This is a genomic window from Moraxella sp. FZLJ2109, from assembly GCF_024296965.1.
Classification (GTDB): Bacteria; Pseudomonadota; Gammaproteobacteria; order Pseudomonadales; family Moraxellaceae; genus Moraxella.
In genome coordinates, this window is record NZ_CP101112.1 from 375757 (window position 1) to 391278 (window position 15522).

12 protein-coding genes are annotated in these 15522 nt (G+C 43.1%); 2 read left to right on the forward strand and 10 right to left on the reverse strand.

The window, feature by feature from the left end:
* The first annotated feature begins 3 nt into the window (after positions 1 to 3).
* Entirely contained in the window at positions 4 to 1239 is a 1236-nt protein-coding gene (nqrF, locus tag NKU06_RS01750; protein ID WP_254731891.1) for an NADH:ubiquinone reductase (Na(+)-transporting) subunit F, read from the forward strand.
* An 81-nt stretch (positions 1240 to 1320) separates the two neighbouring features.
* Here nqrF and NKU06_RS01755 read toward each other — a convergent pair whose 3' ends face one another.
* The 10 genes from NKU06_RS01755 to NKU06_RS01800 all read right to left on the reverse strand — a co-directional run bounded on the left by NKU06_RS01755 (position 1321) and on the right by NKU06_RS01800 (position 14481).
* Complete coding sequence (locus tag NKU06_RS01755) at positions 1321 to 2244, reverse strand: IS3 family transposase (protein ID WP_371928030.1); 924 nt, start codon at positions 2242 to 2244, stop codon at positions 1321 to 1323.
* Positions 2220 to 2744: a helix-turn-helix domain-containing protein gene (locus NKU06_RS01760; protein ID WP_254729162.1), complete on the reverse strand. Its 525-nt coding sequence runs from the start codon at positions 2742 to 2744 to the stop codon at positions 2220 to 2222. The genes NKU06_RS01755 and NKU06_RS01760 overlap by 25 nt, the downstream gene beginning before the upstream one ends.
* A 202-nt stretch (positions 2745 to 2946) precedes the next feature.
* Positions 2947 to 4491 (reverse strand): aspartate aminotransferase family protein, encoded by a 1545-nt coding sequence (locus NKU06_RS01765; RefSeq protein WP_254731893.1) that lies wholly within the window; start codon positions 4489 to 4491, stop codon positions 2947 to 2949.
* A 74-nt stretch (positions 4492 to 4565) separates the two neighbouring features.
* The gene (locus NKU06_RS01770; RefSeq protein WP_371928020.1) at positions 4566 to 5162 is read right to left on the reverse strand and encodes a restriction endonuclease subunit S; all 597 of its coding nucleotides are present in this window, start codon (positions 5160 to 5162) and stop codon (positions 4566 to 4568) included.
* Positions 5048 to 5785, reverse strand: coding sequence for a restriction endonuclease subunit S (locus NKU06_RS01775; RefSeq protein ID WP_254731897.1), 738 nt, complete (start codon positions 5783 to 5785; stop codon positions 5048 to 5050). The genes NKU06_RS01770 and NKU06_RS01775 overlap by 115 nt, the downstream gene beginning before the upstream one ends.
* Positions 5785 to 8940 carry a type I restriction endonuclease subunit R gene (locus NKU06_RS01780; RefSeq protein ID WP_254731899.1) on the reverse strand — a complete coding sequence of 1052 codons (3156 nt, stop codon included), beginning with the start codon at positions 8938 to 8940 and terminating at the stop codon, positions 5785 to 5787. The genes NKU06_RS01775 and NKU06_RS01780 overlap by 1 nt, the downstream gene beginning before the upstream one ends.
* Positions 8941 to 8971: 31 nt before the next feature.
* On the reverse strand, positions 8972 to 10096 hold the full coding sequence (locus NKU06_RS01785) for a Fic family protein (RefSeq protein ID WP_254731901.1): 1125 nt from the start codon (positions 10094 to 10096) through the stop codon (positions 8972 to 8974).
* 169 nt (positions 10097 to 10265) lie between these two features.
* On the reverse strand, positions 10266 to 11444 hold the full coding sequence (locus tag NKU06_RS01790) for a restriction endonuclease subunit S (RefSeq protein ID WP_254731903.1): 1179 nt from the start codon (positions 11442 to 11444) through the stop codon (positions 10266 to 10268).
* Between the two features lie 2 nt (positions 11445 to 11446).
* On the reverse strand, positions 11447 to 12991 hold the full coding sequence (locus tag NKU06_RS01795; protein ID WP_254731905.1) for a type I restriction-modification system subunit M: 1545 nt from the start codon (positions 12989 to 12991) through the stop codon (positions 11447 to 11449).
* 128 nt (positions 12992 to 13119) lie between these two features.
* Positions 13120 to 14481, reverse strand: coding sequence for a diaminobutyrate--2-oxoglutarate transaminase (locus tag NKU06_RS01800; RefSeq protein WP_254731907.1), 1362 nt, complete (start codon positions 14479 to 14481; stop codon positions 13120 to 13122).
* Between the two features lie 312 nt (positions 14482 to 14793).
* On the opposite strand from NKU06_RS01800, the gene queE reads away from it, so the two are divergent.
* Positions 14794 to 15516, forward strand: a complete 723-nt coding sequence (gene queE / locus NKU06_RS01805; protein WP_253224099.1) for a 7-carboxy-7-deazaguanine synthase QueE — start codon at positions 14794 to 14796, stop codon at positions 15514 to 15516.
* The last annotated feature ends 6 nt before the right edge of the window (positions 15517 to 15522 follow it).

A 15522-nucleotide genomic window follows, 5' to 3' on the forward strand; every position in this document is an offset into this window, starting at 1 on the left:
ATCATGGAATTTGGTACCGCATTTGGCGGCGTTGCCATGTTTACCGTCATCATCATGAGCTTAGTTGCTGTTATTTTGGTGGCACGCTCACGATTGGTAAGCACTGGCAAAGTTACCATTAATATCAATGACAACCCTGACAACAGTGTCACCACTGAAGCTGGTGGCAAACTACTACAAACCCTAGCAAACGAAGGTATTTTCCTATCGTCTGCTTGCGGTGGTGGCGGCACTTGTGGTCAGTGCCGTTGTAAAGTCGTGGACGGTGGCGGCGATATCTTGCCGACCGAAGAAGGTCATTTCACCCAAGGCGAAATCCGTGATGGTATGCGTCTGGCGTGTCAGGTCGCTGTCAAGCAGGACATGAAAATCGAGATCGATCCTGAGTTCTTTGATGTCAAAAAATGGGAATGTGAAGTCATCTCGAATGACAATGTCGCAACATTCATCAAAGAGCTTACCCTTAAGATTCCTGAAGGTGAAGTTGTGCCATTCCGTGCTGGTGGCTATGTACAGCTAGAAGCACCACCGCACACTGTACACTATAAGGACTTCGATATCGCCCCTGAATATCATGAAGATTGGGATAATTTCAATCTATGGCGTTATACTTCTAAGGTGGATGAGCCTGTGATTCGTGCCTATTCAATGGCGAACTACCCTGAAGAAAAAGGCATCATCAAGTTCAACATTCGTATCGCAAGTCCACCACCACGCGGCCCAGAAGGTATCCCACCGGGTAAGATGTCATCGTATGTCTTTAGCCTAAAACCAGGTGATAAAATCACCGTTTCAGGCCCTTATGGTGAGTTCTTCGCCAAAGACACCAAAGCCGAGATGGTATTTATCGGCGGTGGTGCAGGTATGGCACCGATGCGTTCACACATCTTTGACCAGCTAAAACGCCTAAAATCAGACCGCAAAATCAGCTTCTGGTATGGTGCGCGTTCTAAGCGTGAAATGTTCTATGTTGAAGATTATGACGGATTGGCAGCTGAATTCGACAACTTCGAATGGCATGTCGCTCTATCTGACCCACAACCAGAAGACAACTGGGAAGGCTACACTGGCTTTATTCACAATGTGCTGTATGAAAACTATCTAAAAGACCATCCAGCACCTGAAGATTGTGAGTTCTATATGTGTGGACCTCCGGTGATGAACGCCGCTGTCATCTCAATGCTCAAATCACTGGGCGTCGAAGATGAAAACATCCTACTGGATGACTTCGGTGGTTAATCACCAAAAACACAAAATCCCTGCCGTTTTGAACCGACCCCCAAATCTTAGACAAAGTTAAGATTAAGGACTAGGTTTAAATTAAGTGGTTTGATCAAGGACTAAGCGCCTGTATTTTACAGGACTTAGTCCTTTTAGTTTACTCTTTATTCTATCATGATTGTAGTAATGGATGTACTCATCAATCGCTTGTTTAAGCTCATCAATGGAGGTAAATCTTCTTTGATGTTTGTCATGAAAGAAGATTTCTTCTTTTAATGTGCCAAAGAAGCTTTCTATCACCGCATTATCCAAGCAATTGCCCTTTCTTGACATACTTTGAATGATGTTGTTGTCTTTTAAGGTTTGTTGATAATTTTGCATTTGGTAGTGCCAGCCTTGATCTGAATGCAGAATCAATTGTGGTTTGCTGCTATCGTTGCCAGCATTATCATCTGCTTGCAGTCGCTTTAGTGCCTGATCAAGCATCTTGGCAACCAAGCCATAATTTGGGCTACTGTGCATCTGATAGCTAACAATTTCTCCATTAAACAAATCCATGATGGGAGACAAGTAAAGCTTTTTGACATTACCTTGTTTATCCAACACTTTAAACTCAGTGACATCAGTCGCCCATTTTTGGTTGGGTCGATCTGCTTTAAAATCACGCTTGAGTACATTATCAGCGATTTTACCCACCTTACCCTGATAAGCACTAAATCTGCGTTTAGAGCGAATCCGTGCTTTCAGTCCCATTTGGTTCATCAGTCGCCACACTTTTTTATGATTGATGACAAAGCCTAACTGTTTTAAGGCAAGGGTGATTCTGCGATAGCCATATCTGCCTTGATGGGTGTGATATATCTTTTTGATTGCATCTTTGATGTCTTGATGTTTATCCTTTTGCTTGAATTGCTTTAAGTGATAATAAAAGGTTGCTTTGGCAACACCAAGATAAGTCAGTAATTGTTTTAATGGATAAATCTGCCTTAGCTCGTCAATCACTGTGATTTTATTGATGATGATTTGCTTTTTCTTTGCTGACGCTCCAAGGCTTCTAACTTTTTTAAGATGTCATTCTCCATGCGTAAGTGTTGTAATTCAGCAATCAATTCAGCATGGGTCTTTTGTTCATCAAGTTTGGATGTTTGGCTTGCTTTGCTGGTCTTTAGCATAGATTGCCTGCCTTTGGGTTTAGGAGTCAGTCCCATGATACCATGAGTTTGATAAGCTTTTAACCATTGAAACAGCACACTTGGGTTGCTGATATTTAATTCAATCGCCAAAGTGCGTATGGATTTACCAGCAAGTAGTTGTAATACTGCAGTGTGTTTGAATTCTGGTGAATAACTAGCTTTGCTCTTTCTGATACGAATACCATCAACACCATGAGTTTGGTAGAGTCTCACCCAGTTTTGGACAATAGAGCGTTTAATACCAAAAGAGTTGGCTGTGTTGTGGTAACTATGTCCTGTTAAATAATGATCAATGACTTCAAGTTTAAAGTCAATTGTGTATTTGGTCATAAAAACACCCCAAAGGTTAGGGTCTAACTTTTGGGGTGCGGTTCATTTGGCGGGGATTTTTTTATGGATAAAGCTTGATTTTGATAATCGGCTAAGTCTATTTGCGATTGGGTAAACTTGGTATTTACAAAAAAAATCATCAGCCAAAATAAAACCGCCTTTAATACAAAAGGCGGTTTGTGCGGACTTGATGATAAGCAAATCAGTCAATCGGTGGCGTGTAGTTGCCATTTGCGATATCATCTTTGATGCGCTCGGCTTCGGCAAGTACTTGAGCGAGCAGTGCTTGGACATTCTCTAGTGTCGCAACTGGGCTTAGTGTCGTCATCTTGAGCGACTGCACATCTTGATGCGCATCAATCACACGAGTCACGCCGATATTGGCTTCACCACGAGCAAATAGCTCATCAGCGACATTTTGGTTCAAGCTGTCAATAAACTCGGCAGGATAACCTGTAGGCACAACACGGAACAGCACCGATGCAAATTGTGGCTCCACCAACAATTCAAGCCCATCAGTCGCCTTGATATACTCTGCCACTTGTTGAGTCAGCTTCACCCCATGGTCAATCATCGAGCCGTACAACTCTTCGCCCAATGCTTCAATGGTCATCCACAGCTTCAACGCATCGAATCGGCGTGTGGTTTGTAATGACTTGGATACAAGGTTTGGTACGCCATGCTCTTCATCATAAGCAGAGTTCAGATATTCTGCTTCATAGTGCATAAAGCGATAATTTTGCTCATCTTTTAGTAGGAACGCACCGCATGAGATGCTTTGGAAAAAGTGCTTATGAAAATCCAGCGTCACCGAATCGGATAACTCAATGCCATCCAGCATATCCCGATACTCATTGGACAACAACAACGCCCCGCCCCATGCCGCATCAATATGCATCCACGCGCCAAATTTATCGGTCAATGCACGCACCGCCTTTAGATCGTCAATCGCACCTGCATCGGTCGTGCCTGCGGTTGCCACCACGCAGGCGACGATTTTGCCATCATCTTGCAGTGCTTGCATGGTTTTTTCAAGTGCTGCGATATCAATTTGGGCATTGTCATTGACTGGTACCGTCACCACTGATTGGAATCCCATACCCATCATTGCCATGTTTTTTTGGACGCTAAAATGGGCATTTTCTGAGCAAATGACTTTCACCTTTTGCATGGCATCGGCAGGGATGCCATCACGCTGTACAGACCATGCTTGTCCGTCGCTACTTTGGTAATTTTTGGCGATGCACCAATCACGAGCCAGCAGTACACCCATCAAGTTTGACTGCGTACCACCTGAAGTAAAGACACCAGCCGTACCGCTACCATAGCCGACTTTTTGGCGTAGCCAGTCAATCAGCTGCACTTCCATGAGTGAACCTGCTGGGCTTTGATCCCATGAGTCCATCGATTGGTTGGTGGCATTGATCAGCACTTCAGCGATTTGGCTGGTTACCATCGTTGGGCAATGCAGATGTGCCAATGAATGTGGATGATGCACCTTTAGGCTTTTATTCAAAAACAGCTCAACAAGTCGCTCAAGCGATGCATGCACGCCGAGGCCCTCTTTGGTCGGCTCAAAAGCGATCTCTGAGCGAAGTTGTTTGATACTGCCGCCGGTGTACATTTTTTCATTTTTTAGCCACTGGGCGACGGCTTGGGTGGCTTGTGCCATCGCTGATTCATAATCGGCGATCGATTGGGCATCGTTGCACAGTAGGGCTTGTTTGTGTTGGTCAAAAGTTGGCATAGGTTAGGTTTTCCTAGTTGATGAAATGTGGCTATTGTAGCATAATTTTGGCGTTACTTAGCCATATCACCGCATCAAAACGACAGCAAAGCCTCTCGATAATACACATACTGCTTTTGACGCAATTCAATTTCATAGGGCAAGCCGTCGGTGATGGATTGGGTTAATGTCTCAAATTTATCCAAAATGGCAACAATGCGGGCTTGTTCGGCTAGGGGCGGGATTGGGATTTTAAATTTTCTAATATTTTCCATCGTTAGATTTTTCATAGATGATGAACTTAAATATTTTCCAATTTGCTTTGACTGAAAAAAAGTGGTTTGAAAATAATACAGCACAAACCTAGGGTGTACTTGATTCCTATCTAAAAATCTAATTCTTGCGACATTTGGTGCTAAATAGTACTTGTCATTTTCAGGAATTAAAGCAACATTACCCACAGTACCGACATAAGTAAATAAAACATCATCTATAAAAAGCTTACTGCGATTCAACTTTGAAAAATCACTATTATCTATATATTTCACATCATTTAAATCAAGCCTCCCCTTAACATTCAATCCACGCAAGGCAATAATTGTTCCTTGTTCGCTATATTGAACATAGTTTGTAAACTCAAATCCAGCCAATTTAGTAACTTCGCTAACTTCACCCAAAGTCTTCCACACCACTGTCCTGCTGTCGCTCGCTGTCGCTCGCTGTCGCTCGCTGTCGCCAAGGATTGTACGGCTTCAACATCAAATGTCAAGAGTTTATCGCGATAATATTGATATTGCTTATTTCTCATATCAAGTTCAGCCGTCAGTTCAGCGGTGATGGCGGTCATTGTATCCAAAATTTGTACAATTTTGGTTTGGACGGATAGGGATGGGATTGGGATTAGAAATTTTTCCAGCATTGGTTTTCTGATTGATGTAGCCGTTGCACCCACGCTTTTGGACAATATATACTTTTTAAAACTCTTACTCATAACATGATATAAGAATTTAGTATTGACATTCTCATCATGAATGCAAATTCTGTACGCCCTTTGATGTAAGGCATATTTACCCTCTACATAGTGAAAAATATCACCAATACCTCCTTCACCTGGAATAATGATGGCAGTCTCATCAAACTGATAACTATCAGAGCGTAAAACATTTTTTGAGCGAACATAAAATGGATAATCTCCATTTTCACTTTCATCTTGGCGATTTGAGCTTCCTGTACCTATAACAGCAACTTCCCCCAACGGTTTCCACTCCACCGCCTGCCCATTGAGTAAGTTTTGCAAAAATGGATGTTGTGTCATCAGTCATTTTCCTTATTAATTAATCCTGTCAAATTGCCAATGCCTTTAAACTTCTCTACAAACTGGGCGATTTTTTGGAAGACGCTTTGTTTTTTGGTGAGATATTGCGGATTGAGCGGACTCATTTTTGGCAAAATATCATTCAGCTCTGTGCCGTTTTCACTGGCGTATTCACGCTTTAGAGATGTGGCGATATACCGCAAGGCAGCCTCGGTGTTGAGATTTTCATCACTGATCAGCTCATCGGCCTGTTTTTTCTGCTCGGTTTGGGCGTATTGATAAAAAGCCTCGATCACGCCTGCTTTGTCGGGCAGATTATCCAGATCGGTTTGGTTGATGAAGTCCACGATCAGGCTTTCTTTGGCACGATGATCCAGGCTTGAGCGGATTAGGCGACGGATCTCATCGATGATGATGGTCTTGTCCTTGGTTTTTTTGTTATGCTCAAAAATCAGCTCTAGGATATAATCCAAATTAATCTCTTGGGATTTTAATAGATCCACCTCAAACACCACATCATCCCAGCTGATGGTGGATTTGGCTTGCTCCTCACCCTCTTTTTGCTGACGACTCCAGTCACGGATATCGTTATAAGTCGAACGATAATCCTGAATCATCCGCTCGCTCGGCATGGGAATGGCTTGTAGCTTATCTAGCGTCTCATCATCAAGCTGATATTTATTTTGGATGTCTTGGATGCTTTGGCTGATCTGTGCTGCTGTCGCCTCATCGGTTGCATCGGTGATCGGTGGTAGGCGTTTTAGCTCTATCATCGCCTGATATTCATCGAAGTTTTGTAGGGCGTTTTCGGTGCGTAGATATTCGCCGAACAGCTTGGCGAAGTCTTTTTTATCCTTTTCGGTGATGATATTATCAGGCTCACCAAAGCGTTCGTTCAGCTCATTGACGATGTCCACAAAGCCACGATGCGCACGCCCTGACAGCACATCGGTATAGCCATCCAGATAGCTGTCCAGTGGCTGCTCTAGCACCACTTGGCGAGTGCTTTTATTGCCAAACAAGGTGATGGCATCGATGGTCGGCTGCTCTAGATTACGGAAAGTGACGATGTTGCCAAAGGTCTTGGTGGCGTTATAGATGCGGTTGGTGCGGCTATAGGCTTGGATGAGTCCATGATAGCGTAAATTTTTGTCCACAAATAGCGTGTTCAATGCTGGCGCATCAAAGCCTGTCAAAAACATACCGACGACGATGAGCAGATCAATCTCTTGGTCTTTGACACGCTTTGCCAGATCTCGGTAGTAGTTCTGAAATTCTTTACTATCCACGCTAAAATTGGTTCTAAACTGTGCATTATAATCATTGATCACCTTTGTCAAGAACTCTTTGGCGGTGGCATTCATCGCCGAGACTTCAAAGCCCTCATCTTCGATCTCACCGATGGCATCCTGCTCTTCGTTGGCAGCGTATGAAAAGATGGTGGCGATTTTTAGGGGTTTGGCATGGTCTTTTTGCAGGTCATAAAGCGTCTCATAGTATAGCTTGGCAGCATCGACGCTACTCACCGCAAACATCGCATTAAAGCCCTTGCCTGTGGCGTTGTTTCGGTGGGTTTTTTGATTGAATCTATCTAAAATATATTGACTGACTTCACGAATCCGCTCAGGGTGCATCAGCGCCTTACGGTTCTCGGCAGCGGATAGCTTGGTGAGATCCTGCTCATTTTCATCGGTTTTAAACTTCGGTAGGACATTGTGATAATCCACCTTGAACTTCAGCACCTTTTCATCACGAATGGCATCGGTGATGACATACGAATGCAGCTGCTCGCCAAAGACGCTGGCTGTGGTCTCAGCGCCGATGGCATTTTTTGGGAAAATTGGCGTCCCTGTAAAACCAAATTGACAAAACTTCTTGAATCGTCTTGTTAGGTTCTTTTGGGCTTCGCCAAACTGCGAACGATGACATTCATCAAAAATAAACACCACAGGCTCATCATAAACCGCCAAATTTTGTTCAGATTTCATCAGATTATTAAGCTTTTGGATCGTGGTGACAATGATTTTATTATCATCTAGTTCGATATTTGCCTTAAGCCCCTTAGTGCTGTCTGAGCCATTGACACTATCAGGGCTAAAACGCTGATATTCTTTCATGGTTTGATAGTCCAAATCCTTTCTATCCACCACAAAAAACACTTTTTTAATAAACGGCAATGCAGTCGCAAGGCGCGCTGCCTTAAAGCTCGTCAAGGTCTTGCCCGAGCCTGTCGTATGCCAGATATAGCCGCCACTGGTTGGGTCATTATAGTTTTTGGTATTATGCGAGCTGCCGATCTTCCACAAAATCCGCTCCGCCGCTGCGATCTGATAAGGACGCAGAATCAGCAAGGTATTATTACTATCAAAGACGCAGTATTTGATCAAGATATTGATCAAAGTGTTCTTATCAAAAAAGGTCGCTGTAAAATCCTTTAAATCCTTAATCGGAACATTATCCGCCCTTGCCCAGTTCATGGTGAAGTCATAGCTGTTCTTCTCTCGCTTGGTGGTATTGGCAAAATAGCGGGTGTTGGTGCCATTACTGATGACAAAGATCTGTAGATATTTGAACAGTGAATTTTCTTTATTAAAGCTTTCTTTAGAATAGCGATGAATTTGGTTAAACGCTTCACGGATGGCGACGCCGCGTTTTTTAAGCTCGATTTGTACGATGGGCAAGCCATTGACCAAAATAGTCACATCATAGCGGTTCTTACTCGTGCCTGTCTGCTCAAATTGATTGATGACTTGTAGCTTGTTATTGCCCAGATTGACTTTGTCGAGTAGATGAATGTTTTGGATACGCCCATTATCAAACACAAAATCATAAGCACTGTCATCGTGCAGCTTACGCGTTTTTTCGATAATGTTCTCACTGGGCTTATCCAAGAATTCTGCCACAAAGCGATGCCACTCACCATCACCAAACTGCGTATGATTCAGCCGCTCTAGCTGCGCACGCACATTGGCAAGCAGTTTATCATGCGTAGTCAGATCGGTACGGTACTCATAGCCTTGAGCCACAAGGTCTGCGATGAACTCCCTTTCCATCTCGCTTTCGGTCTGATAGCTACTGACTTGCTCGATTTTGTCATATTTATCCAGTACGATGAAGTGATTAGTTTCGGTGATGGGGGTGGTTTGGGTTGTCATGGTTGTTCCTTAAATATTTGTACAATAATAATCACACTCGCACTAAATTCATTAATCGCTCAAAGCTGTAGCGTGTCGATATTCTACCGCTTGCCTCTTCACTGATCATCAAAATACCTTCTTCATGCAGTGCTTTGGTGTATCTATTGGCTGTGGTTGGGGCGATATTTAGCCTTTGTGATAAACTGCTATTACGAAATACGGGATTGGTAAAGACATAATCAAGTACAGAAATGGCGTGTTTACTTGAGATAATATCACTAAACACCGCTTTCATCTCTTCATATAGCTCAACGATACTTTCGGCAATGTGTAAATTTTTGGCAGATTGATGAGCGATCGCCTCTAAGAAAAATATCACCCACTCATTCCAATCGCCCGTCTGCGATACTTCACGCATCAAATCCACATAACGATTTTTATGCTCTTCAAAATAACCACTGATATAAAAATGCGGTGCCGAAATCACCCCAGCCGACCACAACATCAGCGTGATGAGCATACGCCCAATGCGTCCGTTACCATCTTGGAATGGGTGTAGTGCCTCAAATTCCAAATGACTGACCGCCGTTTTTAACAAAATCGGGTTACTGTCGTGATTGATGTATTCAAACAGACGCTCCAAGCCATCAGGCAGCTGCTCAGGTGAGATAGGCACAAATAGTATATGGCGAGAAATCGTATCTGCTAGATAATTTTGCTCTTTTTTAAATTCGCCTGGGGCTTTATTGGCACCACGCCCATGGGATAATAGCTGTTCATGCATGGTTTTTAGTAGCGATGTACTCAGTGGATAGCCCGCCATCATCGCTTGCTGTGCATTTTTTAATGTCCGCTGATACAAGAGTGTTTCAATGATGTCCGAACGCACTTGGGGAGAATACTCACCATCAGCAAAATCCGCTTCATACTGCAAAATCTCATCCATGGTACTAATCGTACCCTCCATGCGTGATGAAATCACCGCCTCTTGGTTGCGTAGTGGTGCCAGCAGAATTTCATTATTATGCAGATTTTTGAGCATTTGGTCATAGCGTGAAATCGCATCGGTGGCAGCAAGTAGTGCAGGTAAGATTTTTTGCAAATCAATAGACTGTGGCGGAAATTTGCCATCATGATAATACACAGCGTGTTCAAAATTGAGCAATTTTTTCATCTTGTAAACCATTTTTGATGATTTTTGGTTGATAAAGCACATTGTCGCACATTCATGGTTCACAAACAAGCTTATCAACCATTTTTGATGATTTTTGGTTTACAAATAGCGTTATCCGCCATTTTTGGTTAGCAAACTGACTTATCAACCATTTTTGTCAATTTTTGGGTTATGCCTCAAACCCAAGCAGCATCTCCCGATAATATTCATACTGCTGTTGGCGTAGCTCAATCTCACGCGGTAAGCCATCACTGATGGACTGGGTCAGCGTATCAAATTTATCCAAAATGGCGACAATGCGGGCTTGTTCGGCTAGGGGTGGGATTGGGATTGAAATATTTTCAATAGAATTTCTCCCCAATCGTGGCACACTTGCCTTTCTAACTTGTCCTACAATTTTTTGTTTTTGATTCATTAAAGCATGATAAACAAACCTATCATTTAATTTATCTTTAGGACATTCCAAATAATAACAATCATCAGCCGCCCAAAAATCAGTGTAACTATAACCAATTTCACCTGCAGCACCTGCTGTTATTATAAATGTTGAATTTGATGGGCAATTTGCTTGATGATAATATCCTAAAGGCTGTAAACTATTTTGATAAACAGCGCATTCTCCTGTTTCTTCTAACTCACTACGAACCAATCTTTTGCCACGCTTTAGGTTGATTACTTCACCCAACGACTTCCACTCAAACCCAACTTTTGCCAATTCATTTTCGGATAATAATTTATCACGATAGTATTGATATTGCTTGTTTCTCATGCTAAGCTCAGCGGTGAGCTCAGCGGTGATGGCGGTCATTGTATCCAAAATTTGCACAATTTTGGTTTGGACGGATAGCGGTGGGATTGGAATTTTAATTCTTTTAAATTTTTCTTTTGAAATATTAAAGCGAGTAACACCACTTGCAGTTTTTGCAATTTGCATTCTCATAAAATTAGAGCGGAAAAGAAATTTGGCAAACTCTGGCATGATTTCAATATCATCATGAAAACGAACACCAAAAGAAAAACTATTTAAATAAACTTTCTCAGAAAAATGAGTTGTTACCGCTGAAGACATACCAGCTTCTTCGGCAATTTCTGATGAGCCAGTAAATAAAATATCACCGTATTTCACTTCATGCTGTCGTTCATCATCATGAATTTGAACTGTTTCCAAAATACTTTCTTTAACTTCAATATTTCCAAAAATATTTTTATAAGTTATGTACTTGGCATTACCTGCTTCAAAATCAGCTTTTTTCTTCCCAGTCAAACCACCGTAAACAATAGCAATCTCCCCCAACGGCTTCCATTCCACCGCCTGCCCTGCCAATAACTGTTGTAAAAATGGATGCATAATTATGCCTCAATCTCTTCAATAATCTCATCAATTTGACGGCGTAAATCATCAATTTTAGCAACGGTGATTTTTATTTCACTATTGAGTACATTAATATCAATCACCTCACGCGTGTCTTTGGCTTCGACATAGCTTGAGACCGCCAGATTATAATCATTGGCTTTGATGGCGTCATAATCTACCATCATCGCTTGATGAGCGACATCGACCTTATCAGCGAATAAGCTCATGATGGCATCGATGTGTTCATCAGTCAGGATATTGTTATTGGTTTCTTTTTTGAATAATTCGCTGGCATCAATAAACTGCGTGCGGTTATCGGTTTTGTGCTTAGATAGCACCAAAATATTCACCGCAATACTCGTCCCAAAAAATAAATTCGGTGCTAGAGCAATGACTGTTTCTACATAGTTATTATCTACCAAATATTGACGGATTTTTTGCTCCGCTCCACCCCGATAAAAAATCCCCGGGAAAGAAACAATCGCCGCACGCCCTCTGGCAGACAGATAATTGAGTGCATGCAGAATAAACGCAAAATCCGCCTTGGATTTGGGCGCCAATACTCCAGCTGGTGCAAAACGCTCATCATTGATCAGCACTGGGTTATCACTGCCAATCCATTTCACCGAGTATGGCGGATTGGAAACGATAGCATCAAAGGGCTTGTCATTTTGTAGCTGTGGGCTAATGAGCGTATCACCCAGCTCAATATGAAATTTATCATAATTAATATTATGCAAAAACATATTCATACGAGCTAGGTTATAAGTCGTATGGTTGATTTCTTGCCCAAAGAATCCTTCTTCGATCACATGTTCATCAAACTGTTTTTTGGCTTGTAGCAGTAGCGAACCTGAACCACAAGCAGGGTCATAGATTTTATTGACCGTGCTTTGTCCATGCAGTGCTAATTTTGCGATGAGCTTAGAGACATGCTGCGGTGTAAAGAACTCACCACCTGATTTACCTGCATTGGCCGCATAATTAGAGATCAAAAACTCATAAGCATCGCCAAACAGATCAATTTGATTGTCATTAAAATCACCAAAATCAAGCTGAGCCACACCTTTTAACACTTTGGCAAGGCGGTCATTTTTATCCGCCACGGTATTGCCCAAGCGGTTACTGGTGGTGTCAAAGTCAGCAAACAGGCCTTTGATGTCATTTTCAGAATCATAGCCACTGGCTGATGACTCGATGGCACTAAAAATATTCGCCAAATCGGTGTTTAGATCTGGATTGGTATGTGCGTTTTTGGCGACATTGACGAATAATTGGCTTGGATAAATAAAAAACCCTTTGGCCTTGATCGTATCGTCTTTGATGGCATCCAAAATCGGATTGGCATCATCAAACTGGGCATAATTGACGCTATCATCCCCAGCCTCGATATAATCGGCAAAATTCTCACTGATAAAGCGATAAAACAATGCCCCTAAGACATATTGCTTAAAATCCCAACCATCCACAGAGCCACGAACATCGTTGGCGATCTGCCAAATACGGCGGTGAAGTTCGGCGCGTTGTTGCATACTGGTCATCATAGTTTCCTTAGCTTTCGTCATCAGATTAAATAACTCTCATTGTAGCATAAAAATTGACATAAAAATAAGGCTTAGTATCAGATACTAAGCCTTATTCATCAAGCCCTATGGCTCACTGTGATGCATCAGCCACGCACAGCTTTCACTGCTTCATCGACAGCTTTTGTGAAGCGTGCGATAACTTCCTTGCACTCATCAGCGGTGATGGTGATTGGGCAAAGTAGGCGTACCACCGTACCACCACGACCACCACGCTCAAGTAGCAGCTTATTATCAAAGCAGGCTTTTTGGATCGCTGCGGCAAGCTCGGCATCTGCAGGATATGAACCCATGTGGTCAGCAGCTTTACGCTCATCGACGATCTCAATACCTGTCATCAGACCACGGCCACGCACATGACCGATACATGGATACTGTTCTGCGACTTTTTTAAGTTCAGCGCGTAAAAACTCGCCTTGGATGCGAGAGTTCTCAGCTAGGTTATTTTTGGTGATTTCTTCTAGGACATTATAACCTGCTGCCATTGCCAGCTGATTGCCACGGAATGTACCTGTATGACCTGCTGGTGCCCATGCGTCAAATTTCTTATTGATTGCAAGTACGCACAGCGGCAAGCCACCACCGACTGCCTTACTCATCACGACCACATCAGGGATAATACCTGCGTGTTCAAAGGCGAACATCTTGCCAGAGCGAGCAAAACCTGCTTGTACTTCATCTAGGATAAGTACGATGTCATGACGGGCAGTGACTTCACGGATTTTTTGTAGCCATTTGGCAGGTGCTGGGACGACACCGCCCTCACCTTGGATGGCCTCTAGGATGACCGCAGCAGGCTTGACCACGCCGCTTTCGACATCTTCGATAAAGTTCTCAAAATAATAAGTCAAGGCATCGACACCTGCTTCACCGCCTAAACCCAGTGGGCAACGGTATTCGTGCGGATATGGCATGAACTGCACGCCTGCCATCAGATTGCCGACTTTTTCTTTGGCAGATAGGTTGCCAGTCATGGCAAGTGAGCCATGCGTCATGCCATGATAGCCACCGCTAAAGGCGATGACATTGTCACGACCTGTATAAGTCTTGGCAAGCTTAATCGCAGCCTCTGTGCCGTCCGCACCTGTTGGGCCACAAAATTGCAGAACGAAGTCTTGTGGGAAAAATGACAACAACTTTTCGGTAAACGCATCTTTGATCGGCGTTGTGATGTCAAGGGTGTGCAATGGCAACCCGCTTTCCAATACATCTTTGATGGCGTTAATCGTGGCAGGATGATTATGCCCAAGAGCAAGTGTGCCTGCGCCAGCTAAGCAGTCAAGGTACTCATTACCCTCGACATCGGTGATCCAGCAACCTTGTGCTTTGGCAATTGCCAACGGCAGCTTGCGTGGGTAACTGCGAACATTAGACTCCATCTCATTTTGGCGAGTTAGGTAGTATTCATTGGTCGCATCAGTGATTGGTTTTACAGGTGTTGCATTCATAAAACAGCCTTAACAAAGTTTAAGTCGTGGTTATCTTTTCCTATGACTTATGGGTGAAAATGACCAAGTCTATGACTTGAGTGTATGCTTGTTTTCTATCGCAAAAACAAACAAGCGCATGATACGCCTTTTTTTAAAAAATAAAAGCTTTTTTTGCCAAATTGCCAAACTTTTTTGTAACAAAGCGGATTTTAACAATCATCACACCCTTGCCATATTTACTTACGCTTTTTAGCGATTGATATAGATGATTTTATAGAAATTTTATGGCAATTTCGTTACAATAGCCAATTTAATTGACACACCAGTACAATGACCATCACCGACCCACTTCGCAACACCAAAATCCCCACCACCGACCCACAAGCAGGGCTAAAACTCACCGAGATTTTTTATTCGCTACAAGGTGAAGCATTGGCTTCAGGATTGCCGACGATTTTTATCCGACTGACAGGCTGTCCGCTCCGCTGTACTTATTGCGATACCACTTATTCGTTCACCGGTGGTGAGCGTTTTAGCTTAGATGAGATTATTGATCATATCAGCCAATATCCGTGCAAGCGTGTCTGCGTGACTGGTGGTGAGCCTCTGGCACAGCCCAATGCCATCGCTTTGATGGATAGATTATTAAGCTTGGGTTATGAAATCTCGCTTGAGACCGCAGGGGCATTATCCGTCAAAGATGTCCCTACTGCCGTCTCAAAAGTGATGGATCTAAAGACACCTTCATCCGGTGAGATGGATAAAAATCTGTGGAAGAATTTGGATTATCTCACTCATCACGACCAACTCAAAATCGTCATCGCCGATCGTGCGGACTATGATTGGGCGGTGGCACAGCTACACGCTTATGAGCTTGACAAAAAAGTCGGTACGGTGTGGTTCTCGCCAATGTTTGATGTCCACACCGCTCACAAGGGCGAAGTGCCAAATATAGCAACACAACTGGCCGAATGGATACTGGCTGATGGCTTGCCGGTGCGTTTTGGGCTTCAGTTACACAAAATTATCTGGGCAGATGCCAAAGGTAAATAATCAATC

Excerpts from the sequence above, each read along its gene's own strand:
- nqrF (WP_254731891.1), top strand. The coding sequence starts at position 4 with ATGGAATTTGGTACCGCATTTGGCGGCGTTGCCATGTTTACCGTCATC.
- NKU06_RS01760 (WP_254729162.1), bottom strand. The coding sequence starts at position 2,744 with ATGACCAAATACACAATTGACTTTAAACTTGAAGTCATTGATCATTAT.
- NKU06_RS01765 (WP_254731893.1), bottom strand. The coding sequence starts at position 4,491 with ATGCCAACTTTTGACCAACACAAACAAGCCCTACTGTGCAACGATGCC.
- NKU06_RS01775 (WP_254731897.1), bottom strand. The coding sequence starts at position 5,785 with ATGACACAACATCCATTTTTGCAAAACTTACTCAATGGGCAGGCGGTG.
- NKU06_RS01780 (WP_254731899.1), bottom strand. The coding sequence starts at position 8,940 with ATGACAACCCAAACCACCCCCATCACCGAAACTAATCACTTCATCGTA.
- NKU06_RS01785 (WP_254731901.1), bottom strand. The coding sequence starts at position 10,096 with ATGAAAAAATTGCTCAATTTTGAACACGCTGTGTATTATCATGATGGC.
- NKU06_RS01790 (WP_254731903.1), bottom strand. The coding sequence starts at position 11,444 with ATGCATCCATTTTTACAACAGTTATTGGCAGGGCAGGCGGTGGAATGG.
- NKU06_RS01795 (WP_254731905.1), bottom strand. The coding sequence starts at position 12,991 with ATGACCAGTATGCAACAACGCGCCGAACTTCACCGCCGTATTTGGCAG.
- NKU06_RS01800 (WP_254731907.1), bottom strand. The coding sequence starts at position 14,481 with ATGAATGCAACACCTGTAAAACCAATCACTGATGCGACCAATGAATAC.
- queE (WP_253224099.1), top strand. The coding sequence starts at position 14,794 with ATGACCATCACCGACCCACTTCGCAACACCAAAATCCCCACCACCGAC.